Origin of the sequence: Planococcus chinensis (genome assembly GCF_020071995.1) — a bacterium.
In the GTDB taxonomy this organism is placed as follows: domain Bacteria; phylum Bacillota; class Bacilli; order Bacillales_A; family Planococcaceae; genus Planococcus; species Planococcus chinensis_A.
Genome location: NZ_JABWTK010000005.1, coordinates 287,650 through 313,120 on the forward strand (window position 1 = coordinate 287,650; position 25,471 = coordinate 313,120).

The following is a 25,471-nucleotide window of genomic DNA, read 5'->3' on the forward strand; positions in this document are numbered from 1 at the left end:
AATATGGGGCTTTTCGGCAATCAATTCTCAGACGTAGTGGAATGGGATGAATTCAGGGAAGACATGATCTTCTGGAAATGGCACAACGATGAAATCAAAAAAGGCAGCCGGCTGATTATCCGGCCCGGACAAGACGCCATTTTCATCAATAACGGCAAAATCGAAGGGATTTTTGAAGACGACGGCGATTACGATATCGAATCGGAAATCGTGCCGTTCCTGTCGACCTTAAAAGGATTCCGTTTTGGCTTTAACAGCGGCATGCGCGTTGAAGTGCTGTTCGTTAACACAAAAGAATTCACGGTCCGGTGGGGGACGCAAAACCCTATCAATATTCCTGCGCCTCAATTGCCGGGCGGCATGCCGATCCGCGCAAACGGCACTTTCCAGTTTAAAGTAAATGATTTTACGGCATTGATTGATAAAATTGCGGGGATCCGCGACAGCTATCTCGTCGACGACGTGAAAATCCGGATTACGGCGATACTCGATCAGCTGCTCATGAAGTGGATTACCAAAGAAGGCAAAGACATGTTCAATCTGCAGGCAAATGCCCACGAAATCGGCAAGGGCATCTCGGATGATCTCAATATGGAACTGATGGATGATGGCATGAAAATCACCGGTTTCCAGGTCATGAGCTTCAACTATCCGAAAGAAATCCAGGACATGATCAACAAAAACGCATCCCATGGCATGGTGGGCAATGTGTCGAAATATCAGCAGATTTCAGTGGCAGATGCCATTGCCAAAGGCAATTCTTCCGGTTCCGGCTCTGCAGCGGACATGGCCGGCATGATGGTCGGGATGAATATCGCCAAAGACATGATGGATACCATGAAAGAATCGAAATCCGGAGGCGGACAAACTGCTGGAGGCGACAACGTCCAAGGACCGAACTTCTGCCCGAACTGCGGCCAGAAAAACGAAGGCGCGAAATTCTGTCCGAATTGCGGCCAGAAATTAGCCTAGGCAAATAAAAGGAAATTTCTCCGGCGCTCGAGAATAAAACCAATGGGAAACAAATTCTCAAACACCGGAAAAGAGGAATTCTATTGGAACAGTTACTGGCAGCAATGAAAATACTGGGCGATGACACAATTCAGCGGACTCAGCTGAAGCATCGCATGAATTTGGTGAAAGCATTCGGCATTCAAGACGGGATGTCAGTCATTGAAGTCGGCTGCGGCCAAGGAGACACAACGGTTGCACTGGCAAACGGAGTTGGTGAAAGCGGCCGGGTGCTGGCGGTTGATATTGCGCCGCCGGATTACGGTGCACCCATCACGCTCGGTGAAGCGACGTCTTCTATTGCAGCATCCCCGCTTGGGTCCAGAGTGGAGTTCCGGCTGGAAACCGATTTGCTGGATTTGCCGGAAGGCCGGTTCGATGTTGCGGTCTTGTCGCATTGTTCCTGGTATTTCCGGGATCCGGATCAGCTGCTGATGATCTTCAAAAAGCTGCGCCGGATGGCCAAGCGAATATGTGTCGCGGAATGGGATGTGAATTTCACACAGTTGTCCCAGCGCAGCCATTTTACAGCGGCGGCTATTTTAGCGTTGTACAGCGAGTTTGTTGAAAATGATGGCAATATCCAGCATTTATTTGATTCGCATCAATTGCAGCATTTGCTGGAAGAAGCAGGCTGGAACGTGGCCGAAACCGCAACGGTCGCGGCCTCTTATTTGCAGGACGGTTCTTGGGAAGCGGATTATGCCCGGTCAGTCCAACAGGCTTTTTCAACAGCTCCGCCGCGCATCAGGTCGCTTGCCGGCAGTTTTTATTCCTTGTTGGAAAAAGAGAATATCGCCAGTCTCGACAGCGTCGTAATACTAGCGGAATAGCAGCTGAATACGGATTTAAGCCGATGGGCAGCAGAGCAGCTGCTTTCCATCGGCTTTTTTATATCCGCTTTAATGCGCCATCATTTCATGGGCAATCGTATGGCCATCCATATCGGACGGGTAATAAGTCGGCCAGTTCACCACTTCATCAAGCAAGGCATTCCGGTCGTCGCCCCAATACAAATGATAATGGTCCGCATCGGTTGGTGAGATGCCGTGGTCACTGAATTGGATAAACTGCGGCATGCCCTCGCTGCCTTCTGCCAATTTAAAGACAAAGCGGACGCCCCGGTTGCCGGCTTCGTATGTAAGGGTTTCATAGCCGTCGTATGTATAAGTGCCGGATAGTTCTTTGCCGTTTTGGAAAAAGCTCACTTGGTCTTCGGCGATTACGACTCGCTCCACGTCTGTCTTGTAGCCTTGGGTGTAATACGTTTTATATTCTTCAGCTGTCATGTCATCTGAATGCAGCGCTTTGTCTTCGAACACTTCATCGAGTTCGCCGTTTTCAAGAAGAGGATAGACGGATTGCCAATCGCCTGCCCAGTCGGAGAGGGGACGGTCCTCTACTTGGCTGTCTTCAAAAAAGCCGTCGTAGATTTTTTGTGATTCTTCATCATGGGCATGGCTGTGTTCGTGGTCATGCCCGTGGTCATGGTCATGATTGCTTTCCGTTTCTTTTGTTTCTGCCTGTGCGGTGCTTGAAGCAGTCGTTTCTTGTTCAGCCTCGGATGGATCTGCAGATTGGCATCCGGCTGCGAACAGCGTAGTAAGGGCCAGAATTCCAGCACCTTTGATTAATGAATTTTTCATGTTAACACTCCTTTTCTTAAATCGTAATGATTACACTTTATGATTATACATAAGAAACGCAAGGGTGATAATAAAAAGATTATTCTGTCTTTTAGATTAATGAATAAAGGCGAACAGCCTTTGATTTTTCAAACCCAAAGGCTATTCGGGAAAAATAGGCAATGCTATAAAAAAGTCCTTTTTACCTAGTGAGTTAAACTTGCGCAGCAGTCAGTAAATGCCCTATAATTTGATACATTGTGTCCGAATTTCACAAACTCGGAGAAAGTCATGAACGGATTTTTGGCGCTGTGCCGCCAGCAATTTCAATTAAGAACGGAGAAGAATAAGTATGGACAAAGTTTACAGCACGGCGATCATTTTTCTGGGATCGCTTTTGCTTGGAGTAGCATTCAATATGTTTTTATTGCCGCATGAAATTTTATCAGGCGGAATCACGGGGATTGCGATGATTTTTAGTTTGATGCTGCCGGTCAATGCCGGGATTTGGCTCATTCTATTGAACATACCGGTTTTGGTGTTGGGCTGGATGAAGCTTGGGAAAGTATTCATTTTGAACAGCATTTTCTCGGTAGCAGTGACTTCAATTTCGATGCTCTATATCCCGGTTATGAAAGTGACAGAAGATGCTTTGTTGTCATCGGTATTCGGCGGGGTCCTGGTTGGAGTCGGGGTCGGATTCATCATCCGCTTTTACGGTTCAACAGGCGGCTTTGACGTAATCGGTCTCCTTTTGACAATGAAGCGCGATATTCCACTTGGTTTCTTAGTGTTTGGTCTAAACAGTTTAGTGGTCTTCGTATCAGGCTTTATTTTCACATGGGAACTTGCGATGTACACAATGGCTTCAATTTATATTACTGGGCTTGTGGTTGACCGCATCCACACCCGCCACATCAAGTTGAGCCTGATGGTAGTGACCAGCAAAGGCGATGCCGTCAAAAAGCAATTGCTTGAACATCTTTACCGCGGCATCACGGTGACGGACGGGGAAGGCGCATATTCGGGGAACAAAGTGAAGGTCCTTTACTCGGTCATTTCTCGCTACGAGCTCGCGTATGTCCGTCCGCTTATCAAGGAAATTGATCCAAATGCTTTTGTCAGCATCAGCGAAACGATGGAAGTCATGGGCAACTTCCGCAAAGACGACAATTTCAAGAAAGTGCCTGGCACATCCCAAATGATGTGAGACCGGTATTAACACCCCTTCGAAGCTGAAACTCGGAGGGGTATTTCATTTGCGAAAATATTATCAGAATAATCAAAATAAGTATTTTCAATTTAGGTAATTGGGTTTATGATGAGGGTAGAAGGAGGAGGATTTGAGATGGATCCAACATTTGGTCTGGTGCCTATGCTCGTGCTTGCAGCCATTGCAGTCGTGCTGATCATGACCTATTTCATCTTCCACCACTGGGCAAAATGAACAGTACGGCAAAAGCCGCATCTACATGCGGCTTTTTTAATTTGGCTGGAAGCAGATTGGCTTTATAGTGCTAAATTCGAAAATCGCTGCAATTGGCTGAACTCGCAGCTTGTGGAAGTATCCGAAGGCTATGGGGCAATGAAAGTGGTCCGTTAACTAAATGATTTGCATGCAGGCTACAGCCTGAACCGAAAGAACCGAGGGATTATTTAAGATGGAGGAAATTTAGTCTGGAAACCGAATGGTTAACAGAGAGATTGCTGAAAGGGCGGGATGGAATTGGAACAAAAAGAAATCATCGAGCTGGCGAAAAAGCACGGCTTTGAACTGGAAGGGCGGAAGTGGAGACTGAATGATTCAGGGCTGGATTTTTTGGTGGTGCTTTACGAAGATCCGTCAGGCATGCGTTGGGTGCTGCGCATACCGCGAAGAGCGGACGTGCAAAGTGAAATCCACAAAGAAAAAGCGATTTTGGACGTCGTGGAGCCGAATCTTGTTGTGGCGGCGCCGAAATGGGAAGTCATCACTGACGAAATGATTGCTTACCGGGCACTTCCGGGTGTTCCAGCCGGTACCATCAACAAAGAAGAGCAGCGCTATGATTGGGTGATCAATCCCGAACAGCTGTCTGAGAGTTATGTGGCCAGCTTGGCAAAAGGCATGGCGGCTCTTCATTCGATTCCATTTGAGAAAGTGGAAGCGGGAGGATTGGCCATTCAAACGATTGATGAAGTGAGGAGCCGGATGCTGGAACGAATGGAAGCGGTGAGCGAACAGTTTGAAGTCAGTGATGCTCTTTGGGCACGCTGGCATAAATGGATCGAAGACGATTCTATGTGGCCGGACCATACAGGGTTCATCCATGGCGATTTGCATGCCGGCCATATCCTGATTGACGGGCAAGAAAACGTCACGGGATTCATCGACTGGACAGAAGGCAAAGTGGCGGACGTTTCCACTGACTTTGTCGGCCATTTGCGCGCTCATGGCGAAGAGGAAATGAAGCGGCTGGTGGATGCATACGGAGAGGCTGGCGGCCGCACTTGGCCGAAGATGAAAGAACACATTCTTGAACTGGCAGCCACGTATCCGATTGACATCGCTGAATTTGCACTGAAATCAGGCATTGAGGAATATATGGAAATGGCGCGCGGAGCTTTAAAAGGAGAACAAGCTTAAGCTATTAATATTAAACTTCTAGGCAACTATAAAAACAGCAGGCATCTATCAAAGCGATGCCTGCTGTTTTTAGTTGTCGGCCTTCTTACTGACATGTTGCCGAGGGAAAATCTATGCACAAAAACAAGAGAGGAAAAAGCAATTAAAAACCATCCCCAAAACAGAAGTTCATAGGGATGGTCTTCGCTTTTATACAAACAAATGGCCGAACAAGACCAGGATCGGCAAGGTGATCACTGTGCGCAAAATGAAGATGACGGCCAGTTCCCAGAACTTGACCGGAATATTTGAACGCAGGATCAACAGTCCGATTTCAGACATATAGATGATCTGTGTCAAAGAGACACCCGCCAGAACAAAACGGGTCAATTCGCTTTCAATGCCGCTGCCGAGAACCGCTGGCAGGAACATATCCGCAAAACCGACAAGGAAAGTCGGGGCCGCTTCAGCTGCTTCGGGAAGGCCCAGCAACGTCAGTACAGGAATCAACGGATAAGAGACGATTTTGAACAGCGGTGTGTATTCCGCTACGACCAATGCTACTGTTCCAAGTGCCATTACCAATGGGATTAATGCCAGCCAGATGTCCAAAACGGTTTCTACACCGATTTTGGCGAGCTTTGAAGGGCTTGCAGCGCTGTCCGCTTTGCGGCGGGCTTCTGCAAATCCCCATTTGACAAGAGACACGTTTTCCGGAATAACATCGTCCACTTGTTTGCCAACCGGCGCATAATAGACATCCTTTTTGCGGGACAGCGGCGGAATGCGCGGCATGATGACGGCCGCGACCAGACAAGCAACGGAAACGGCCAAGTAGAACGGCAAAAACAAATGGCCGATGCCGACCACATTGGCGACAACTAAACTGAAGGCGACCGATGCAATCGAGAAAGTCGTCGCAATAACGGATGCTTCACGTTCGGTGTAATAGCCTTCGTCGTATTGCTTCATGGTGACCAGGACACCGACTGGCGCCGCTCCCATCCACGATGCCATCGCATCAATCGAGGAACGGCCAGGCAAAGTGAATACGGGACGCATGAATTTATTGACCAAAACGCCGACAAATTCCATAAGCCCGAATTCAACGAGCAAAGGCAACAGAATGCCGGCGAATAAGAACCAAGTCAATAGGACAGGCGCCAAATCATAAAGGACGACGCCGCCTGTATTGCGGGAAGCGATCGCTTCAGGGCCGATTTCAAAATATGCCATGATGCCAAATGCGAAAGCAATGATGCGTACCGCGAGGCCGAATGGGCCGTTGATAAACGTTGCACGCAGAAAAGGCGAGTTCTTTACAAACTCAGGTTTTATGGCAGTCGCTGCCAGGCTGGCAATGGCTGAAAAGCCGAGAAGGAATAGAATGAATGCAGGAATCACGTTGCTGAAAGTGGACAACAGGAAAGAGGCAAGAATGCCGACGCCGATTGTCACTTCTCCGTTATAAGAAATCGGACATAAAAACAGCAATGCTCCAATCAGGGAAGGAATGAGAAATTTCCATGTTGCAGCTGGAGAAACAGCTTTCTTGTTTTGTTGGAGCATGGTCATATATAAATCCTCCTTACGTTTCTTTAAAATAAGATGTATACAGTATACATTTAAAACTTATAATTATACAATAGTCTGAAGGGTGTAAAACTGCTTTTTTCGCTTTTTTCTTCAACTAGCCTTTATTTCAAAACCCGCCTTAAGTAATAAGAACCAAAAACTTAAGTGGAAAATAATTTTTGTACAAAATATGGCAGGTAATTTTCATCGCCGTATAGTTCATAAATTCCTTAATACCAGGCTTTTGAATGAATTATTTCACTAGATAAAGATAGAATCCACTCGTATTCATTAGACCTATTTTTAATCGGAATAATAAAATTTCTTAGAAAGTGTCCATGAACTCTGCTACTATTGATAAAGACAGATATTTTAAAATATATTTATAAAAGATGAATAATACATCTCCTTTGCCTTGCCAGGCTGGTTGGCCTTCTATATGACTATCCGGATCCTTTCGTCAGCGTATGACTGATGAAAGGATCATTATTTATATCTGCCAAGAAAATGAAGCTGATATAACCAAGTATGAAATTTCATATAGAAGGAAAATTTAATAATGAAATATTTATTTGATAAAGCATAAAGCAATTTGTATAATGATTAATAAACAATTGGGTAAATGAATATTTATACAATTGTGAACAAGGATGTTTAAAGAAAGGAATGTATGCACATGCAAGTCAAAGAACAAAAAAGTGGAGTTTTGCAGCAATCAGCCCTTGAATATATAAAAGCTACTCACCGGAAAATCAAAGACCGCAACCCGGGGGAGTCTGAATTTTTGCAGGCGACATGGGAAGTTTTTGATTCCCTGCAGCCCGTTTTCGAACAGCATCCTGAATATGTGGAAGAAGGCATCTTGGAGCGTATTTCAGAACCGGAACGTTTCATTACGTTTCGGGTGACTTGGGAAGACGACAACGGCAATGTACATGTAAACCGCGGCTACCGCGTACAGTTCAACAGCACACTTGGTCCATTTAAAGGCGGCCTTCGTTTTCACCCGTCGCTGACCGGCAGCGTTGTCAAATTCCTCGGCTTTGAGCAGATTTTTAAGAACGCCTTGACTGGTTTGCCAATCGGCGGAGGCAAAGGCGGATCGGATTTTGATCCGAAAGGAAAGTCCGACCGGGAAATTATGCGCTTTTGCCAAAGCTTCATGACGGAACTCAGCCGCCACATCGGTCCGGATATTGATGTTCCGGCAGGTGACATTGGCGTCGGCAAGAGGGAGATCGGGTATTTGTTCGGCCAGTATAAGCGGATTCGCAATGCTTTTGAAGCAGGCGTCTTTACCGGCAAGAACCCGGACAACGGCGGCAGCTTGATCCGCAAAGAAGCAACGGGCTACGGCACCGTTTATTTTGTCGAAGAAATGCTGAAAGAGCAGGGGCTGTCGTTTGCCGGCAGCACCGTCATCGTTTCGGGTTCGGGGAATGTCTCGATTTACGCGATGGAAAAAGCAATCGAATTCGGCGCCAAAGTGATTGCCTGCAGCGACTCAGAAGGCTATATCTATGACCCGGATGGCATTGATGTTGAAACCGTTAAGCAATTGAAAGAAGTGGAAAGAAAAAGAATCTACAATTACTTGGAGCATCACCCCAATGCCCGGTTTGGAAATGACAAATCCGAAATCTGGACGATTCCATGCGACATTGCCTTGCCGTGCGCCACACAGAATGAAATCGGCCGCGAAAGTGCCGAAGTGCTCGTGGACAATGGCCTTAAAGCGCTTGGAGAAGGCGCCAATATGCCTTGCGACGATGAAGCGGTGCGTGTATTGACGCATAACAAAATACTCTTTGCACCAGCGAAAGCGGCCAATGCAGGCGGCGTTGCCGTATCGGCAATGGAAATGTCGCAGAACAGCATGCGCTATTCCTGGACAGCGGAAGAAGTCGATGCGAAACTGCATCAAGTCATGAAAACCATTTATAAAAACTGCATGGAAACTGCCGGGAAATACGGTTCTCCAGGAAACTTAATCGTCGGCGCCAATATTGCCGGCTTCAAGAAAGTGGCGGATGCCATGCTCGATCACGGATTAAGTTAATCAAATAATAAAAGAAATAATTGAAAAAGCGCTTAGACAAGCAATTGTCTGAGCGCTTTTTTTTGTGTGTCAAATCTCCTGTTTCTTCGCCTCACTAAAGGATTCTCTCTTTGAGTAAATTTCCTCCTATTCATACTTTCATCCCGTTTTGGCATGAGGAGATGATAGTCGAATCTCTTCAAGTGGAAAGAAAGATGAACTAATTTTGTTATAAAAATAATTAAACGACAGGAATATTTAACCTTTTTTTAACCTTAGAACTATATTGTAGCAAGTGCAGTTATTTTTTGTGGAAATGGTAGTTCCTAAGAACTGTTTTAGAAAGGGTGACAATTTCTTTCATTATGCAGGATAGGGTGGTTGGATGAACGTTTTAAGTGGGACGATTTGCGCGTCAATGGCGCTATTTTGTTTAGCAGGAGGAGGAACAAATATGGATTATTTACCGCCGGTGCCATCATCAGATTCTCAACCCTCAGAGAACAACGGAGTACTGCAAGACTATGATTCGATTCCTTGGAAAATCGTTTGGAACGAAGAATTTGATGCAGGACCATTGGATTCGGCACGTTGGAATGTGCTGGATGACCCTTATGGATATGGCAATAGAAGCCAGCACTACAAACCAGAAAACATAGAAGTCAGTGAAAGCAATTTAATAATAAATACGAAAAAAGAAACTTCTCAAGGATTCCCTTATACATCAGGAGCGATTACGACAAAAGGAAAGGCCGTATTCAAATACGGAAAAATTGAAGTAAGGGCGAAGCTTCCTTCGGGAAGAGGGCTTTTGCCTGCGATTTGGCTCTGGAACAACGAAGGGAAAGACTTTCCGGAAATTGACATGGTAGAAGTACTTGGCCAGCAGCCGGGGCAAATATGGAACACCATCCATTACGAAGTAAATGGCGTTTACGGGAAAGATTACAAGCTTTCGGAATTGCCTAATCTGACCACTGATTACCATACGTACGGAATTGAATGGGATTCGAAGAAAATAACCTTCTTTGTTGACGGCACTTCTATCTATACCAGCACAACTTATGTACCGAATGAAGACATGTATTTATTCATCAACACCGCTGTAGGCGGAGATTGGGTTGGGGAGCCTGATGAAACCACAGAATTTCCTGTGCAAATGATGGTCGATTGGATTCGTTATTACAAAAAATAGAATAGCTAAGGGGACGGGGAAATGGATATAATTTTACTGGCGGCCTTATTATTATGGGCGGTATTTTTTAGTTTTCAATTAGCATACTTAGTTTTGGCTTTTAGAATTACGCGGGAAGATACCGATGTCAGACATGATCTGCGCGAGAATAAAATGTCGATTTTAGTGCCGGCATATAACGAAGCAAAAGTATTGAAAAGCTGTTTTTCAGGATTTAAAAATTTAGCTTACGAAAATTTCGAAATGATTATTATCAACGATGGATCAGATGATAATTCCATGAAGCTATTGGTGGATTTATTGAATTTGAAAGAGGAAAAGCTAACCCCACGAGATATATTGGCGTACAACCCGGTCATTCGAACTTTTGTGTCATCTGCTTACCCAAATGTTAAAGTGCTTGATAAAGTAAATGGCGGCAAAGCAGATGCGTTAAATGCCGGAGCTGATTATGCTAGCGGAGACATTATTATCACTTTAGATGCGGACAGTATCCTGCAGAAAAATGCTTTGACGCATATAAACGAAGCCATGCAAGATCCTAACGTCATTGCTGGCGGCGGGATGGTGCATGTTGGCCAAATGTACAAGGATTCAAAGCCGTCGTTTAAAGGGAAAGGGCTTGTGAGATACCAATTGTCTGATTATATGCTGTCGTTTTACATCAAAAGATTCGTGCAATCAAAATTCGGTCTGGTGTCTGTAGTTTCCGGAGCTTTTGGTGCATTTAGAGCTTTTGCCTTATACGAAGCGGGAGGATATAAAAAGACAATTGGCGAGGACATGGAAATCACCCTTAATATGCAGCAGCTGATTAAAAACACTTATACAAAAGGCAAGCTGGTCTTCATACCGAAAGCTGAGTGCTACACAGAAGTGCCTGCTGACTACAAGAGCCTATCGAAGCAGAGAATCAGATGGCAAAAAGGCTTTATCGATTCTTTGAAAATTTACCGCAAGGACAGAGTGAAGAAATTAGGCTTTAAACTTGTTTTCTTTGTTTTCATCGACTCGATACTGCCTGGGGTTGTTGGGATTTTCACTACTTTTCTTCTGGCATACTCGATTGTCACGGGCGGAATGCTGGGGCTGACTCTCTTATTGCTGGCAGCTACAGCCGCTTTGCAAATTGTGCAGCGAGTAGGAGCTTATGTAATTTCAAGAAGATACGGACACAAATACTCAAAAAGCGATTATGCCAGAATCACGTTGTTTTCAGTTGTTGAACTCGTCACATACCGGGTTTTGGATGCCTACTTTTTCATGTATGGATCGATTGCCTATTTGGTTCAACGGAATCATACGTGGAACAAGCTGGAGAGAACCGGAATCGTCTCAATCTATACAAATGAAATCGTGAACGAAAAACCAATTTCAATCACAGATGCACTGCCGTTAAAAGAAGCTATCGTAGAAATAGCTGCAGTCTTTGATACGGAATTGGTACCGGATGAAACTTTTGAAAGTGTGCCGGAAAAGTTTCAAGATCTTGTATCTAAAAACATGTTGGAACCAGTGAATGAGCTTTTACTGGAAGTAAGTTCTGAAGCTCCATCCCTCACCAAAAATGTCTGAGATTGCAATAACTCTATTAAAGTTAGATTGAAAATTATGTATTTTTAACTCGCTCTTTAAATTCAAAATTTGAGGAGCGCGTTTTATTTTAACTATTATTAGTTCTACAAGGCAAATTATGAATGTTCTTATTTTACCTTGTTTTGGCCGCTTGGGGCTTGGAATTCAAACACCTTACTTCTACCAATTTCAATAAGTATATTTAAAAAAGACTGAATTATTTTTAAAATACTTATTGCGTTATCAAAAATGAGCTGTTATTGTTATCTCTATCGAATATTTAGACAACTTCATACTGTTTTTCTTATCAAGAGAGGTCGAGGAACTGGTCCGATGAAACCTCAGCAACCTGCAGCTATTCAGCGGCAAAGGTGCTAATTCCAGCAAGTTTTTATACTTGATAGATAAGAAGATACCCTTAACTTATTTACTGATGCAAAGGCTCTTCTTTATTGAAGCGCTCTTGCATTTTTTTTATTGTTTAAACCTATTAAGTTAATAGGATTAATAAGTGATTGGAGGAAAAGGAATGGTTTATCAGCTTGGTATTTTGGATCAAAGTCCAATGTTCGAAGGGAAAACGGGTGCCTATGCGCTCAGAAGAACAGTAGAACTGGCGCAAAAGGCGGAACAGTGGGGATATGGGCGTTTTTGGGTTTCTGAACATCATAACAGTGAGACGGTGGCGGGATCTTCACCGGAAATATTGATGTCACACGTATTGGCTAAAACCGAAACGATCCGCGTAGGTTCTGGAGGCGTCATGCTGCAGCATTACAGCCCGTATAAAGTGGCGGAGAACTTCAATTTGCTGGCTAGTCTTGCTCCCGGACGTGTAGACCTAGGCATCGGCAAAGCGCCGGGTGGGTTGCCGTTATCAACAAAAGCCTTGAATTACGGATCTGCAAATCAAGAAATTACTTTTGAAGAGCGCCTCGTTTTGCTGGATGAGCTGCTTGAAGATTCCTTGGCGGATAATCATCAGTTGTCGGGGATTCAAGCGACGCCCCTTCCGCCTGAGAATACAGAAAACTTTCTGTTGGGGGCAAGTCCTGAAAGTGCGGAACTTGCTGCCCGCCTTGGCTGGAGTTTTGTTTACGCCTTGTTCATCAACAGTGATGCTGCCGTCTTGGAAAAAGCGGCAGAAGCTTACCGGAACAAAAACGGAAGCGGCCGTGTCCTGGTCGCTGCTGCTGTGGTGGCAGCCCCGACGGAAGAAGAAGCTAACCGCCTTGCAGGTGATAAAAAGATTTATAAAGTGCATTTGGAAAGCGGCCGGACCGTAACGCTCGTCAGTGCTGAAAGCGCGGAGGAGTTTGGCCGCCAGGCGGGTGAACCGTATACGACGTCCGTCCAGGATGCCAATGTTATTAAAGGGACGCCGGAGACAATCCACAGGATATTTGATGATTTCCACCAGCGGCTCGGAATAGCGGAATTTATCCTTCATACGCCGATTGAAACCGAAGAAGGGCGGCTGCGGTCATTCGAATTGCTCAGTCCGCTCCATGCACAAAACACAAAGGAGGAAGATACCTATGTCTAACAAAAAACAAATCAAATTTGGCGTGATGCTTCACGGTGCAGGAGGGCATATGAATGCCTGGAAAGATCCTTCTGTTCCTGCAGATGCCAGTGTTAATCTGCAGCATTATACAGAGGCAGCGCAAAAAGCGGAGCGCGCCGGCATCGATTTTGTTTTTGTGGCAGATGGACTGTTCATCAACGAAAAGTCGATCCCGCATTTTCTAAACCGTTTTGAACCGATTACGATTCTTTCCGCTTTGGCTTCGGTGACAACGCATATCGGCCTTGTAGGAACTTTGTCGACTTCTTACAGCGAACCCTTTACGGTGGCAAGGCAATTTGCTTCCCTCGATAAAATCAGTGGCGGCCGTGCTGGGTGGAACGTCGTGACATCTCCTTTAGAAGGTTCCGCGACTAATTACAATAAAGGCGAGCATCCCGAGCATGCGCTGCGCTATGAAATTGCGGATGAATACTTGGAAGTCACAAAGGGCTTATGGGATTCCTGGGAAGACGACGCTTTTGTGCGGAACCGTGAAACGGGCCAATTTTTCGACCATGAGAAAATGCACGCATTGAACCATAAAGGCAAGCATTTTTCTGTGGCAGGGCCATTGAATATCAGCCGTTCGGAACAGGGGCAGCCGGTCATCTTCCAGGCAGGCGCTTCGGAATCGGGCAAAAGTTTTGCAGCGAAGCATGCAGAAGCAATCTTTACACATGCCAATAGCCTGGAGCAGGCCCGGGCTTATTACAATGATGTCAAAGATAAAGCCGAAGCAATCGGCCGCAACCGGGACGAGCTATTTGTTTATCCAGCCTTGAGCCCGATAGTCGGGGCGACGCTTGAGGAAGCAGAAGCAAAATACGAAGAGATCCAAAACCTGGTAACGATTGAAGAAGCTTTGAATTACCTGGGCCGTTACTTTGACCATTTTGATTTCAGCCAGTTTCCGCTGGATGAACCGTTTCCGGAAATCGGAGATGTCGGCAAAAACAGTTTCCAGTCGACAACAGACCACATAAAGAAAAGAGCACGGGAACATGGTTTAACACTTCGCCAAGTGGCGATGGAAGAAGCTACGCGCAAAGGTTCATTTTTCGGTACATACGAACAGATTGCCAACCAATTGATCCAATGGGTCGAAGAAGGAGGCGCAGATGGCTTTATCGTTGGCCATCATGTACTCGGAAGGGATTTTGATGCTTTCCTTCAAAACGTGCTGCCCATCTTAGAAGAACGGGGGTATTATAGCCGGAGTTATGGGCACGATACTCTGCGGGGCAATCTGGGCTTGCCGTTTAAAGAAAACCGCTACAGCAAAGAAAAACAAACAATTACCCAATAAGAGGAGGAAATGAAAATGGCTCAATCCCCATCAATCATTGTCTGGTCGAAACAAGGCTGCCATTACTGTGCAGAAGTGAAAGAATACTTGGAAGCGAATCGCTTATCTTACAAAACGGTGGACGTGACTGAAAATGACGACCGCCGCGATATTTTGGAAATCAAATACGGCGTCCGTTATGTGCCGGTGGTGGAAATCGGAAAAGACAATGTGTACAAAGCTGTTGTGGAACTGGGAATTGAAAATTTGGAAGAGGCGTTGGAACAAGCGGGCGCTCTGATTAAATCTTAAGAAAACAGACAGGGGTTGGTGAAGGATGAAGACACTGAAAAACACGAAAATATTTTTGCTGCTAATCAGTTTGCTGCTGATTGTTGCAGGCTGCTCGCAATCTGGGGCATCAGATAGCCAGACGGCAAACGCTGGAACAAAAGAACCGGCAACTGGCGGCAATTTGACTTATGCACTGGCGACCTCACCGGATACATTAGACCCGCACCGCAGCAGTTTGGCTGTATCGGTTCGCGCATTCCGTACGATTTATGACAGCCTGGTCGTACAGGATGAAAACAATGAAATCCAGCCATGGCTGGCAACGGAATGGGAAGTGTCGGAAGACGGCAAGAGCTATACGTTTAAGCTGCGGGAAGACGTGACATTCCATGACGGCACGCCGTTCAACGCAGAAGCTGTTAAATACAACTTTGACCGCATCATCAACCCCGAAACGAAAGCCTTGAACTCCGTGGCGCTCTTGGCACCCTATGAATCGGCTGAAGTCGTAGATGAATTTACCGTTAAATTAAATCTAAGTACGCCTTCCGCTTCGTTCTTAAGCAATTTGAGCCAGGCGATGCTCGGCATCGTGTCTCCGACAGCTGCTGAAAAAGACGGCGAGCAATTCGGCAAAAACCCGGTCGGCACCGGCCCATTCAAATTTGTCAGCTGGACTGAAAACACAGAAATTGCCGTTGAAAAAAATGAAGAGTATAACTGGGCACCAGCTTATGTAGAAAACCAGGGAGCACCTTACTTGGATACGTTGACGTTCAAAATCATTCCGGAAGAAGCGACGCGCATCGGCAGCGTCCAAAGCGGGCAAGTGCTGGCAGCGGAAACCGTGCCACCGCAAAATATCGTCGCATTGGAAAATGATCCAGAAAACCATTTATTGAAAGTTAATACTCTTGGTTTGCCTTATACCTTGTTCTTTAATCAGCGGGAAGAGCCATGGAACGATGTCAATGTCCGAAGAGCGGTCTTGCAGGCAGTTGATGTGGATGCCATTGTAAAAACCTTATATATGGGCACTTACGAAAGAGCTTGGTCTCCGCTCAGCCCTGGAATACTAGGATATGACAAGTCGCTGGAAAACAGCTGGGAAACCGATATAGCCGCAGCCAATAAATTACTGGACGAAGCGGGTTACGCAATCGGGGCAGATGGCGTCCGTGAAAAAGATGGCGAGAAATTGACGTTGAATTATGTGGATGCTTCCCCGAACCGTGAGAAACGAAATGACATTGCAGTCATCGTCCAACAGCAGTTGAAAGAAGTGGGCATTGCAGTGGAAGTCAATATTACGCCGGATTACAGAACGGTCATTTATGAAAATAGCGAATACGATCTTTACGGCAACAGTATGGTGAACTCGGATCCGAACGCACTTCGCAATATTTATCACACGCCTGAAAAAACAAGGGTGCTTGAATCACTTGTAGGAGGCTACGATGAGCGTCTGGATGAATTGCTTGAGCAGGGGACAGTAGAAGCCGATCCTGTGAAGCGCGAGGAAATCTACAAAGAAGCACAGCACATCATCATTGATCAGGCGATGATCATTCCGGTTTATGTATTCCCGTACACAGTTGCTGCTTCAAATAAAGTTGACGGCATCGTCTTTGATACGCTGGGATATCCGTTATTCAATGATGCCAATATCAGCCAGTAACGAAGGAGGCAGAAGAAATGGGCTTGTACAATAAAGTGCTGGGGCGGTTGGTCAATGCAGTGCTTTCGATAATCGGTTCATTGGTACTCGTATTTTTCATCATCTATATGATGCCCGGTGATCCGGTGTTATCTATGGTAGATCCTTCAACAGCAACACCGGAAGCAATTGAAAATATGCGGGTGGAATTAGGCCTTGACCGCCCATTCTACAGCCAATTTGCCGATTATTTCAGCCAGATGATTCAAGGAGATTTTGGGCAGTCGCGGATCACCAGCGAGCCGGTGCTTGATAAAATTCTCATGCATTTGCCGGCAACCTTAGCCTTGTCTTTGGCAAGCATCCTATTCTCCATCATCATTGGCGTAGGGTTTGGCGTATTATCAGCCATATACCGCAATCGCTGGCTGGATTCAGTAGTTCGCATCATCGGCCTGTTCGGCATTTCGATGCCGACTTTCTGGTCGGGGATCCTGCTGCTTTTGGTCTTCTCTGTCCAACTGAACTGGCTGCCGATTATGGGCTCGGATGGACTGGCGACTTTGGTGCTGCCGGCACTTGCGCTCGGCTTTGTCGGTGCCGGTTTCATTATCCGGATGGTCCGTTCGAGCATGGTGGAAGTCCTCGATGAACAGTTTATTTTGATGCTTCGGGCAAAAGGCTTATCTGAACGCTTGGTCATGTATCGGCATGCACTCCGCAATGCCCTGATTCCGGCGATTACTGTCATCGGCCTCCATATCGGAGAGCTGCTGGCGGGGACTGTGGTCATTGAAACGGTTTTCTCGCGCCAGGGAATTGGCCGCATCATTGCCGATGCCATCATGTCGAAAGATATGCCTGTCATCCAGGGCGTCATCTTTTTCAGTGCTATCGTTTACGTCCTGGTTAATCTATTAGTGGATCTGTCGTATTCCGTGGCCGATCCAAGGATCCGCCGTTCAGCTGGAACGAGGTAAGAAAGGGGAGAGGCATTCATGAAAAATGTTAGTGAAAGTCCAGCTGCCAGACTGCCGAGATTAAAAGCATTCCAGCTGAAAGGCAAATTGTCGGCTTCCAATTTATCGGTTTTTTCCGCCGGTTTTGTTTTGTTGTTTATCATCCTGTGTGCGCTGTTTCCGGCTTGGATAGCGCCGTATCCACCGACGAAAATGTTCACCGATCAGATTTTGGCGGCACCGAGTGCAGCTCATCTGTTCGGAACAGATTATTTTGGCCGTGATGTGTTCAGCCTGGTGGTCCATGGCAGCCGGGATTCCTTGATCATCGGCGTGGCAGCAGTATTGGTGGGCGGTTTGATTGGTGGAGCCCTCGGCGCCATTGCCGGATATGCCGGTGGAATCATCGATGCGATATTCATGCGCATTGTAGAAATCCTCATGACGATTCCAGGAATTCTGCTCGCCCTCGCCATAGCAGCAGCTCTCGGGCCCAGTTTGAAAAATATTGTACTGGCAATCGCCATTTCGTCCATTCCCGGCTACGCACGCGTGATGAGAGGGCAGATGATTTCCATCAAAAAACGCCCGTATATCGCTGCTTCCCGATCTATCGGGACGTCAAATGTACGCATTTTGCTGTGGCATATCCTGCCGAATGCCTGGCCGCCGATCTTGGTCATGGCGACAATCGGCTTGGGATCAGCCATCTTGACAGGTGCGGGCCTCAGTTTTCTTGGCCTGGGAGTGATTAAAGAAGTGCCGGATTGGGGCGCTCTTTTGTCGCAAGGCCGCAATTACTTGACGGCTGGCTGGTGGATGGCGACTTTTCCGGGTCTTGCCATCACAGCTTTTGTGCTGGCCATTAATATTGTCGGCGACAAACTGCAGGAAGAAACCAATCCGAAATTGAGCAAGGGGAGATAGGTGAGCAGCGATGACACAATTATTAGAAGTGCAAAATCTGCAAGTGGATTTTGAAGGGAAAGAGAATCGCCTCACTGCGCTAAAAAATGTCTCCCTGCTAATAAAAAAAGGTGAGACGGTATGTGTAGTGGGCGAATCGGGCAGCGGGAAAACGGTCTTGTCCAAGTCAATCATGCGCTTGATTGAGTACGAAAATGGAAAAATTGCAGCCGGCCGGGTTTCGCTGGACGGAACGGAATTGACCGGTTTGTCGCAAAAAGAATTGCGAACGGTGCGCGGCGACAAAGTGGCCATGATTTTCCAGGAGCCAATGGCAGCTTTTGATCCGGTTTTCACAATCGGCCAGCAAATTATCGAAGCAATCCAGGCGCATAAGCCAACCAATAAAGTCCAAGCAAAAGCCCGGGCCTTGTATTTATTGGAGCGCGTCGGCATTTCCGATGCGTTCTTGCGTTTCAAGCAATACCCCAATGAACTGTCTGGAGGCATGCTGCAGCGTGCGATGATTGCGATGGCGCTTGCCTGCGAACCGGACCTGCTGATTGCAGACGAACCGACGACCGCGCTCGATGTCACAATCCAGGCGCAGATTCTGCAATTGTTGGAAGAACTGAAAGAAGAGTTCGGCATGTCGATTTTGCTGATTACACACGATATGGGAATTGCTGCAGAAGTGGCGGACCGTATTGTTGTCATGTACACAGGGGAAATCGTCGAGCAGGCAACGAAGGGGCAATTGTTCTCTGTACCGCATCATCCCTATACAAAAGGATTGCTGCAATCGGTGACAAAATTGGACAGCGACCGCAGCCAAAAACTGTTTTCCATTAAAGGCACGATTCCGCCATTATCCGATTTGCCAAGCGGCTGTTCGTTTCATCCGCGCTGCCCGTTTGCTACAGATAAATGCCAAAGCGAAAAACCTCAGCTCCGTGTTGTTAACGGCCGCGAAACGGCATGCTGGCATGCGGAGGAATTGGTGGAGCGCAAGGAATGGATTCAGAATGCCACAGCCATATTGCCAGCTGCTAAAGAAGAGAAAACGGAAGTTGCTGAAGATTTGATTGTAGTGAGAGGGCTCAGCAAGTTTTATCCGATTGGCCAAAAGGGGGGATTCTTTAAAGCGCAAAGCTATACGCGCGCAGTTGAAGATGTCTCGTTCTCCATCAAAAAAGGGGAAACGTTCGGACTCGTCGGAGAATCAGGCAGCGGCAAATCGACACTCGGCCGTGTGTTGCTGCAGCTGGAAAAAGCGACGAGCGGAAAAGTGGTGTTTGATGGAACCGACCTTTCTGTGCTCAGCACGAAAGAACTGCGGGAGCAGCGCCGGCACATGCAGATGATTTACCAAGATCCATATGGTTCCGTCAATCCACGCTGGAAGGTCGGCGATATTATCGAGGAACCATTAAAAGTCCATCAGCCTTCCAACCCGAACGCAAACCGCCAAAAAGCGAAGGAATTGCTGACAGCTGTCGGATTGAACGGCAATGCCTATGACCGGTATCCGCATGAATTTTCGGGCGGTCAGCGCCAGCGCATTGCCATCGCACGTGCAATCGCTTTGAATCCGAAATTCGTTTTGGCGGATGAAGCGGTATCGGCGCTTGATGTGTCGGTTCAGGCACAAATTATTAATTTGATGAAAGACCTGCAGCAGGAACTTGGGCTTACTTATTTGTTTATCGGACACGGCTTGAATATTGTCCGCCATATTTCCGACCGGATCGGTGTGATGTATTTAGGGCAGCTCGTTGAAATTGCTGAAAGCGAAACCTTGTTCCTGCGACCGGCGCATCATTACACGAAAGGCCTTATCGCCTCGATACCGGCAATCGATTCAACGTCAGGGAAACGGGGGAAACAGGCATACGTCCCAGGAGAGATTCCTTCCACTTCAAAGCCGCCATCCGGCTGCCGTTTTCATACACGCTGCCCAGCTGCTACAGAACGCTGCCGTTTGGAAGCGCCGCCTCTGCGTGAAGTGGAGCCGGACCATTTCGCAGCCTGCCATTATCCAGCATTGTAAAAGTAAAGATACAGTTCATAAGAACCAGCTGAAGAAAAGTTTTTTCTTCAGCTGGTTTTTATTTGGGGAGCTACTTTTTCCCCGATAATCTGAAGTTGATTCAATGAAGACAAGGGTGGCCAAGTATTTCTTATCACTGGTTCCAACCGGTTCTATCGCAGTTATTTGAAGTCTTATCGATGTTTTAAGACTTTCTATCGACGTTCTTCAATTTCCTCTTCATTTCCTCTCTTTACGCAATCCTCACATTTTTTAACACTCTCTCAACAATTCCTTCACATTGGACCCGTACACTTAATGAATAACAAACGAGAAAATCAGAGGGGGAAACGACATGAAGAAATGGGCTACGGGTGCAGGAATATTGGCGATGACGGCAATGCTCGTTGCGTGCAGCGGAGAAGAAGCGGCGAATAACGCCGAAGCGGAAAGTACGGGCAGCGGTGCAGGCCTATCCGGTCCACTTGATTTCTATACGTCTCAGCCCGATGCGGATGCACAGGCATTGGTTGACGCGTTCACGGAAAAGAACCCGGAAGTGGAAGTCAGCATTTTCCGTTCAGGCACAGAAGAAGTGGTATCGAAAATACAGGCGGAAGACCAGGCAGGGAATATACAGGCTGATGTCTTGCTAGTAGCGGATTCCGTGACATTCGAGAACTTCAAAAAAGAAGAACTTCTGCTTCCGTACAAGTCGCCGGAAGCAAAAGCAATTGATAAAGCATATGTGGATCCCGACGGCGCTTATACCGGAACAAAAGTGATGGCGACCGGTCTGATCGTCAATACGAACGAAGTGAAAGAGTTGCCGGACAGCTGGAATGTATTGGAGGAAGAAGCGGCAAAAGGTAAAGCGGTGATGCCAAGTCCGCTGTATTCCGGAGCAGCTGCGTACAACCTGGGTGTTATTACGAAGCAGGACGGCATGGGTTGGGAATTTTATGAAAACATGCGCGCCAATAACATCACTATTACGCAAGGAAACGGCGCTGTACTGGAAGGTGTTGCGATGGGCGAACAGCAGTACGGTATAATCGTTGATTACTTAGCCGCGCAGGCGAAGAGCGACGGATCTCCGGTGGAACTGGTATATCCGAAAGAAGGCGTACCGGTCATTACCGAGCCGATAGGTATCCTGGCGAATACTGATAACGAAGAAGCGGCCCAGGCTTTTGTTGATTTTGTCTTGTCGGAAGAAGGCCAGGAATTGGCGTCGGAACAGGGGTATACCCCAATCCGAGAAGGCGTTGAAGCGCCGGAAGGCTTAAAATCATTGGACGAAATAAAGGTATTGGAAGCTGATTCGGTGGGATTGCTCCAAACGCGCGATGATGACAAAGCGACATTCGGGAAAATCTTCGGTCAATGACCGATTTTCCTGGAGTAAGGAGTTAACAACATGATGGCTAAACAGCAGGCAATTGGAGAGAGGAAAAAGGGGACGCCTTCTTTCTCGCTCTTTTTTCAAAACAAAAACTTCTATAAAGGCATCGGCCTGCTTGCGGTATTCCTGCTTTTTCTGCTGCCGGTGCTCCGGCTTATCTGGCTCAGTTTTTTTGATAAGAGCGGACTGACATTGCAATATTACCAACAGGTACTGCAGGAAACAGCAACTTGGGTGACTGTCCAAAACACGCTGATCATCGTATTGGGCTCTACACTGTTGGCCCTTGTGCTGGGCGTTGCGTTCTCCTGGATTATGGCATATGTCGAGGTGAGGGGGAAACAGGCGATGCAGCTGTTCATTTTTCTGCCCTTTATCATTCCTTCCTATATTACAACGCTCGCATGGACGCAGTTTTTTAGTGGATCGGGACCAGTGGCAGCTTTATTATCGAGGCTTCCAGGAAATTTGGAAGTACCGAATTTGTACAGCATCGGCGGCATCGTCCTACTTCTCGGCTTGTCGCATTATCCACTCGTCTATCTGTTTACAGTCCATGTCTTCCGAAAGATTCCGCGTGACTTGGAAGAAGCGGCAGCGACGTCCGGCTTGTCGAAAAAGCAGGCATTCCGAAAAGTGGTGATGCCGTTGGCACTCCCTGGAATAGCGGGCGGCGGGTTGATTGCCTTTTTATCAAATCTCGACAATTTCGGCATTCCGGCATTTTTAGGAACGCCGTCGAATATCCGGGTATTAAGCACTTATATTTATGAGCAGGTAGTGGGCTTTGGTCCAGAAGCATTCTCTCGTGCGGCCGTGTTATCCGTTCTGCTTGGGATTATTGCACTGCTGGGCACATTGCTTCAATGGTTTTTGCTTCGTCGGAGCCGCGTCACGGAGACAGCGCGCAGTGATTCGGAGCCGCGCATTTTCCTGAAGCCTGCCAAAAGAAGAGTGCTGGAAGTTTCGCTCTGGGCGTTTTTGCTGGTAACGAGCGTGATGCCGCTGATGGCAATGGCTGCATTGTCGCTGATTTCTGCATACGGCGTGCCGTTTACATTGGAGAATTTGTCTTTGAAAAACTATGAGCATGTATTTTTAATTGATGCAAAACCGGCGGCTGCATTAGCGAACAGCCTTAAGCTCGCGCTGGTTACAATGGCCATTTGCTTGATTCTGGGCACAATGCTCGCCTATCTCCGGTTTAAATACCCGGATTGGAGCACAAAAACAGCGGAATTGTTCATCACAATTCCGTATGCGCTGCCTGGAACCGTATTCGCACTTTGCATGATTTTCATGTGGATGGAACCGGTGCCTGGCTGGAATCCGGGAATTTACGGGACCGTACTGATTCTTTTTATCGCCTACACCACCCGGTTTCTCGTGCTGCAGATCCGCGGCAGCCACACGGCATTCCTGCAAATCGATCCGTCGATGGAAGAAGCGGCGAGAACAGCCGGCGCAAAAGGCTGGACAAAGTGGTGCAAGATTTTATTGCCATTATTGTTTCCCGGCATACTCAGCGGTGCCTTGCTGGTGTTTCTGATGGCGTTGACGGAACTTACCGTATCGAGCCTGCTCTGGTCTTCCGGTTCTGAAACGGTGGGCGTCGTCATTTTCAGCTATGAGCAGGCAGGCTACTCGACGTATTCAACTACGTTCTCAACGGTTCTTGTGCTGGGCATTCTGTTCGGAGGCACTTTGTTTATGGGGCTCGGCAAGCTATGGGACAGAAAGGTGCTGAAAACAAAATGATTAATATGGAAGGCGTTTCAAAAAAATATGGAAATTTTACAGCGCTCTATTCCGTGGATCTAAAAATAAAAAAAGGAGAATTCATTGCGGTGCTGGGTCCTTCTGGCTGTGGCAAGACGACGCTTTTAAAACTGCTCGCAGGCTTTATGGGACCGACAGAAGGCAGCATCGCCATGGACGGTACGCAGATGGCTACGGCGAAAAAAGTTGTGCCTCCGGAAAAACGCAATATCGGCATGGTGTTCCAGTCGTTTGCCTTGTGGCCGCATATGACCGTCGCCGACCATGTCAAGTTTCCGCTCCAACACCATCCGAACAGGGAAAAAGAAGGCAAGGCTGGAGTCGGGTTACGAATCCAGGAAGTGCTGGAGCTAGTCGGGCTGGAAGCATTTGCGAAACGCTTTCCATCGGAACTTTCCGGCGGCCAGAAACAGCGGGTGGCACTGGCTCGGGCGATTGCCCCGCTGCCGAATCTGCTTTTGATGGATGAACCGTTCAGCGCGCTGGATGTCGAATTGCGGATGGAGATGCGGAAAGAAATTCAAAAGCTGCATAAGGAAACGGGTGCATCCATTGTTTTCGTGACGCATGACCAAGGTGAAGCGCTGGCGATTGCAGATAAGATCGTGGTAATGAACGCCGGGCGGATTGAACAAGTTGCTCCGCCGGAAGTGATTTATACACGCCCGGAAACGCCGTTCGTGGCGACATTTGTCGGCAAATGCAATCTCGTTGAAGGGCAGTGGCAAAAGGGCGGCTTTGTACCAGCCGGCGACGCGAAAAGCATCTGGCCGGACCTTGGAGTGGCCCGCAGTTTTAAAGCGGACGGCATCTACCCGGTGCGGCCGGAACAACTGCAACTATCAACGTCGGGGAAATCAGGACTCCAGGGACGTGTCTCTTTCGTCCAGTACCAAGGGTACGAAATCCATTATACAGTAGAAGTGGATGGAGCAATGTGGACGGTTCATGAACCGGCTAATGCTCAACGGTTTCATACGGGAGATGCGGTTGCCGTGTGCTTGAAGGCGGGCGTGCTGCAGGAGAGAGAATTAGATGCGGTTCTGAAGTGAAGGAGTGTCTGAACACATATATTTTTTTAGGAAAATAAATTGTTGTGAACTTAAATGAAAAGTTTAAGAAGCCGTCTTCTTGTTGGCAGTTTCGCTTTTCGCTTGTGAAAAGCAATCAAAAATAGGGGATGGGAATTTTGTTGGAGACAAAAAAGTTTCCGGAATATGCTGAACGCATACAAATTCCGTCAAAGTACACAGAACTTCCTGAACGCACACAAATTCCATCAAACGCACATAAAACAAAAAATCCGGAAACCGCCAATCGGTTTCCGGGTTTTTCTGCGTCTTTCTTTATTATCTCGGAGCTTTTCGTTAGTTCTATACTTGCGGTGTTATTGCCGCTGCTGCTTTTCGATCCTGTGCGTCATGCAGTTTCACCATAACAAAGCGTGCAATCGGCTGGATGACCAGACTTTCTGCAGCAAGCACGATGATGAAGTTGCGCGGCCAGTACTGCAGCCAGTTGCTAAAGAGTTCCGGATGGAAACCATTGCCGACCATATCACCGATCAAAGTCATTGCAGCGGACATTCCGAGAACAGTAAAGAGAATACGGAATAGGATTTTTGAATTGAAGCTGTCCGTCGGCTTGGTGAATTTAGCGGTTAAAGCTTCGGCAATACGGCCGAAAATAGCAGGTTCAATGACCATAACAATAATCCACATGATTGGCAGCATTTTTAAAATGGCAAAAGCAATCTCTCCATTAAACTCTCCGGCAAAGTAAATGGTGCTGAATGAAGTCATAAATAAAACAGTTAAGGTCGAGATGGTGGCGCCGTATAACAGACCCTCTTTGCCGTTGCGGGGCAATCTTTTTTCTTGATGCATGTTTTTCTCCTTTCCAAAAGCGTTTCTTGAACTTTGGCATGTCATTAAACTAGCTATACATTTTGAATAAGCTGTTT

General features: G+C 47.0%; 20 protein-coding genes and 1 riboswitch. Of the genes, 17 read left to right on the plus strand and 3 right to left on the minus strand.

Annotated features, from left to right (window positions below; all coding sequences use genetic code 11):
* Positions 1–3 precede the first annotated feature (3 nt).
* Entirely contained in the window at positions 4–972 is a 969-nt protein-coding gene (locus HU147_RS10595) for an SPFH domain-containing protein (protein WP_224076248.1), read from the plus strand.
* A gap of 83 nt (positions 973–1,055) precedes the next feature.
* The gene (locus HU147_RS10600; protein ID WP_224076194.1) at positions 1,056–1,844 is read left to right on the plus strand and encodes a class I SAM-dependent methyltransferase; all 789 of its coding nucleotides are present in this window, start codon (positions 1,056–1,058) and stop codon (positions 1,842–1,844) included.
* A 69-nt stretch (positions 1,845–1,913) separates the two neighbouring features.
* Here HU147_RS10600 and HU147_RS10605 read toward each other — a convergent pair whose 3' ends face one another.
* Complete coding sequence (locus HU147_RS10605; RefSeq protein ID WP_224076195.1) at positions 1,914–2,657, minus strand: metal-binding protein ZinT; 744 nt, start codon at positions 2,655–2,657, stop codon at positions 1,914–1,916.
* A gap of 331 nt (positions 2,658–2,988) precedes the next feature.
* Between HU147_RS10605 and HU147_RS10610 the strand changes: the two genes are divergently transcribed.
* Both HU147_RS10610 and HU147_RS10615 read left to right on the plus strand, forming a co-directional pair.
* Complete coding sequence (locus tag HU147_RS10610; protein WP_036804142.1) at positions 2,989–3,846, plus strand: YitT family protein; 858 nt, start codon at positions 2,989–2,991, stop codon at positions 3,844–3,846.
* 510 nt (positions 3,847–4,356) lie between these two features.
* The gene (locus HU147_RS10615) at positions 4,357–5,262 is read left to right on the plus strand and encodes a macrolide 2'-phosphotransferase (RefSeq protein WP_224076196.1); all 906 of its coding nucleotides are present in this window, start codon (positions 4,357–4,359) and stop codon (positions 5,260–5,262) included.
* Between the two features lie 189 nt (positions 5,263–5,451).
* Here HU147_RS10615 and HU147_RS10620 read toward each other — a convergent pair whose 3' ends face one another.
* The gene (locus HU147_RS10620; RefSeq protein WP_224076197.1) at positions 5,452–6,816 is read right to left on the minus strand and encodes a YjiH family protein; all 1,365 of its coding nucleotides are present in this window, start codon (positions 6,814–6,816) and stop codon (positions 5,452–5,454) included.
* Positions 6,817–7,492: 676 nt separating this feature from the next.
* Between HU147_RS10620 and gdhA the strand changes: the two genes are divergently transcribed.
* The 13 genes from gdhA (at position 7,493) to HU147_RS10685 (ending at position 24,560) form a co-directional block, all read left to right on the plus strand.
* Entirely contained in the window at positions 7,493–8,875 is a 1,383-nt protein-coding gene (gdhA, locus tag HU147_RS10625; protein ID WP_224076198.1) for an NADP-specific glutamate dehydrogenase, read from the plus strand.
* A gap of 433 nt (positions 8,876–9,308) precedes the next feature.
* The gene (locus HU147_RS10630; protein WP_224076199.1) at positions 9,309–10,049 is read left to right on the plus strand and encodes a glycoside hydrolase family 16 protein; all 741 of its coding nucleotides are present in this window, start codon (positions 9,309–9,311) and stop codon (positions 10,047–10,049) included.
* 21 nt (positions 10,050–10,070) lie between these two features.
* Complete coding sequence (locus tag HU147_RS10635) at positions 10,071–11,624, plus strand: glycosyltransferase family 2 protein (protein WP_224076200.1); 1,554 nt, start codon at positions 10,071–10,073, stop codon at positions 11,622–11,624.
* Between the two features lie 301 nt (positions 11,625–11,925).
* A riboswitch (SAM riboswitch) is annotated at positions 11,926–12,035 on the plus strand.
* Between the two features lie 118 nt (positions 12,036–12,153).
* On the plus strand, positions 12,154–13,170 hold the full coding sequence (locus tag HU147_RS10640) for an MsnO8 family LLM class oxidoreductase (protein WP_224076201.1): 1,017 nt from the start codon (positions 12,154–12,156) through the stop codon (positions 13,168–13,170).
* A complete protein-coding gene (locus HU147_RS10645) occupies positions 13,163–14,500 on the plus strand; it encodes an LLM class flavin-dependent oxidoreductase (protein WP_224076202.1) in 1,338 nt (445 codons plus the stop codon). The genes HU147_RS10640 and HU147_RS10645 overlap by 8 nt, the downstream gene beginning before the upstream one ends.
* Positions 14,501–14,515: 15 nt before the next feature.
* Positions 14,516–14,791, plus strand: a complete 276-nt coding sequence (locus tag HU147_RS10650; RefSeq protein WP_224076203.1) for a glutaredoxin family protein — start codon at positions 14,516–14,518, stop codon at positions 14,789–14,791.
* Between the two features lie 25 nt (positions 14,792–14,816).
* On the plus strand, positions 14,817–16,451 hold the full coding sequence (locus HU147_RS10655; RefSeq protein ID WP_224076204.1) for an ABC transporter substrate-binding protein: 1,635 nt from the start codon (positions 14,817–14,819) through the stop codon (positions 16,449–16,451).
* A gap of 23 nt (positions 16,452–16,474) precedes the next feature.
* Positions 16,475–17,410, plus strand: coding sequence for an ABC transporter permease (locus tag HU147_RS10660; protein ID WP_224076249.1), 936 nt, complete (start codon positions 16,475–16,477; stop codon positions 17,408–17,410).
* A gap of 18 nt (positions 17,411–17,428) precedes the next feature.
* Entirely contained in the window at positions 17,429–18,316 is an 888-nt protein-coding gene (locus HU147_RS10665; protein WP_224076205.1) for an ABC transporter permease, read from the plus strand.
* Positions 18,317–18,326: 10 nt separating this feature from the next.
* Positions 18,327–20,345, plus strand: coding sequence for an ABC transporter ATP-binding protein (locus HU147_RS10670; protein ID WP_224076206.1), 2,019 nt, complete (start codon positions 18,327–18,329; stop codon positions 20,343–20,345).
* Between the two features lie 334 nt (positions 20,346–20,679).
* Positions 20,680–21,714 carry an ABC transporter substrate-binding protein gene (locus HU147_RS10675; protein WP_224076207.1) on the plus strand — a complete coding sequence of 345 codons (1,035 nt, stop codon included), beginning with the start codon at positions 20,680–20,682 and terminating at the stop codon, positions 21,712–21,714.
* Positions 21,715–21,744: 30 nt separating this feature from the next.
* Positions 21,745–23,487: an ABC transporter permease gene (locus HU147_RS10680; protein ID WP_224076208.1), complete on the plus strand. Its 1,743-nt coding sequence runs from the start codon at positions 21,745–21,747 to the stop codon at positions 23,485–23,487.
* A gap of 53 nt (positions 23,488–23,540) precedes the next feature.
* Positions 23,541–24,560: an ABC transporter ATP-binding protein gene (locus HU147_RS10685; RefSeq protein ID WP_317985512.1), complete on the plus strand. Its 1,020-nt coding sequence runs from the start codon at positions 23,541–23,543 to the stop codon at positions 24,558–24,560.
* A 321-nt stretch (positions 24,561–24,881) separates the two neighbouring features.
* Here HU147_RS10685 and HU147_RS10690 read toward each other — a convergent pair whose 3' ends face one another.
* Positions 24,882–25,394, minus strand: a complete 513-nt coding sequence (locus HU147_RS10690) for a DUF2798 domain-containing protein (RefSeq protein WP_224076209.1) — start codon at positions 25,392–25,394, stop codon at positions 24,882–24,884.
* Between the last annotated feature and the right edge of the window lie 77 nt (positions 25,395–25,471).

Excerpts from the sequence above, each read along its gene's own strand:
- HU147_RS10595 (WP_224076248.1), top strand. The coding sequence starts at position 4 with ATGGGGCTTTTCGGCAATCAATTCTCAGACGTAGTGGAATGGGATGAA.
- HU147_RS10605 (WP_224076195.1), bottom strand. The coding sequence starts at position 2,657 with ATGAAAAATTCATTAATCAAAGGTGCTGGAATTCTGGCCCTTACTACG.
- HU147_RS10610 (WP_036804142.1), top strand. The coding sequence starts at position 2,989 with ATGGACAAAGTTTACAGCACGGCGATCATTTTTCTGGGATCGCTTTTG.
- HU147_RS10615 (WP_224076196.1), top strand. The coding sequence starts at position 4,357 with ATGGAATTGGAACAAAAAGAAATCATCGAGCTGGCGAAAAAGCACGGC.
- HU147_RS10620 (WP_224076197.1), bottom strand. The coding sequence starts at position 6,816 with ATGACCATGCTCCAACAAAACAAGAAAGCTGTTTCTCCAGCTGCAACA.
- gdhA (WP_224076198.1), top strand. The coding sequence starts at position 7,493 with ATGCAAGTCAAAGAACAAAAAAGTGGAGTTTTGCAGCAATCAGCCCTT.
- HU147_RS10630 (WP_224076199.1), top strand. The coding sequence starts at position 9,309 with ATGGATTATTTACCGCCGGTGCCATCATCAGATTCTCAACCCTCAGAG.
- HU147_RS10635 (WP_224076200.1), top strand. The coding sequence starts at position 10,071 with ATGGATATAATTTTACTGGCGGCCTTATTATTATGGGCGGTATTTTTT.
- HU147_RS10640 (WP_224076201.1), top strand. The coding sequence starts at position 12,154 with ATGGTTTATCAGCTTGGTATTTTGGATCAAAGTCCAATGTTCGAAGGG.
- HU147_RS10645 (WP_224076202.1), top strand. The coding sequence starts at position 13,163 with ATGTCTAACAAAAAACAAATCAAATTTGGCGTGATGCTTCACGGTGCA.
- HU147_RS10650 (WP_224076203.1), top strand. The coding sequence starts at position 14,516 with ATGGCTCAATCCCCATCAATCATTGTCTGGTCGAAACAAGGCTGCCAT.
- HU147_RS10655 (WP_224076204.1), top strand. The coding sequence starts at position 14,817 with ATGAAGACACTGAAAAACACGAAAATATTTTTGCTGCTAATCAGTTTG.
- HU147_RS10665 (WP_224076205.1), top strand. The coding sequence starts at position 17,429 with ATGAAAAATGTTAGTGAAAGTCCAGCTGCCAGACTGCCGAGATTAAAA.
- HU147_RS10670 (WP_224076206.1), top strand. The coding sequence starts at position 18,327 with ATGACACAATTATTAGAAGTGCAAAATCTGCAAGTGGATTTTGAAGGG.
- HU147_RS10675 (WP_224076207.1), top strand. The coding sequence starts at position 20,680 with ATGAAGAAATGGGCTACGGGTGCAGGAATATTGGCGATGACGGCAATG.
- HU147_RS10680 (WP_224076208.1), top strand. The coding sequence starts at position 21,745 with ATGATGGCTAAACAGCAGGCAATTGGAGAGAGGAAAAAGGGGACGCCT.
- HU147_RS10690 (WP_224076209.1), bottom strand. The coding sequence starts at position 25,394 with ATGCATCAAGAAAAAAGATTGCCCCGCAACGGCAAAGAGGGTCTGTTA.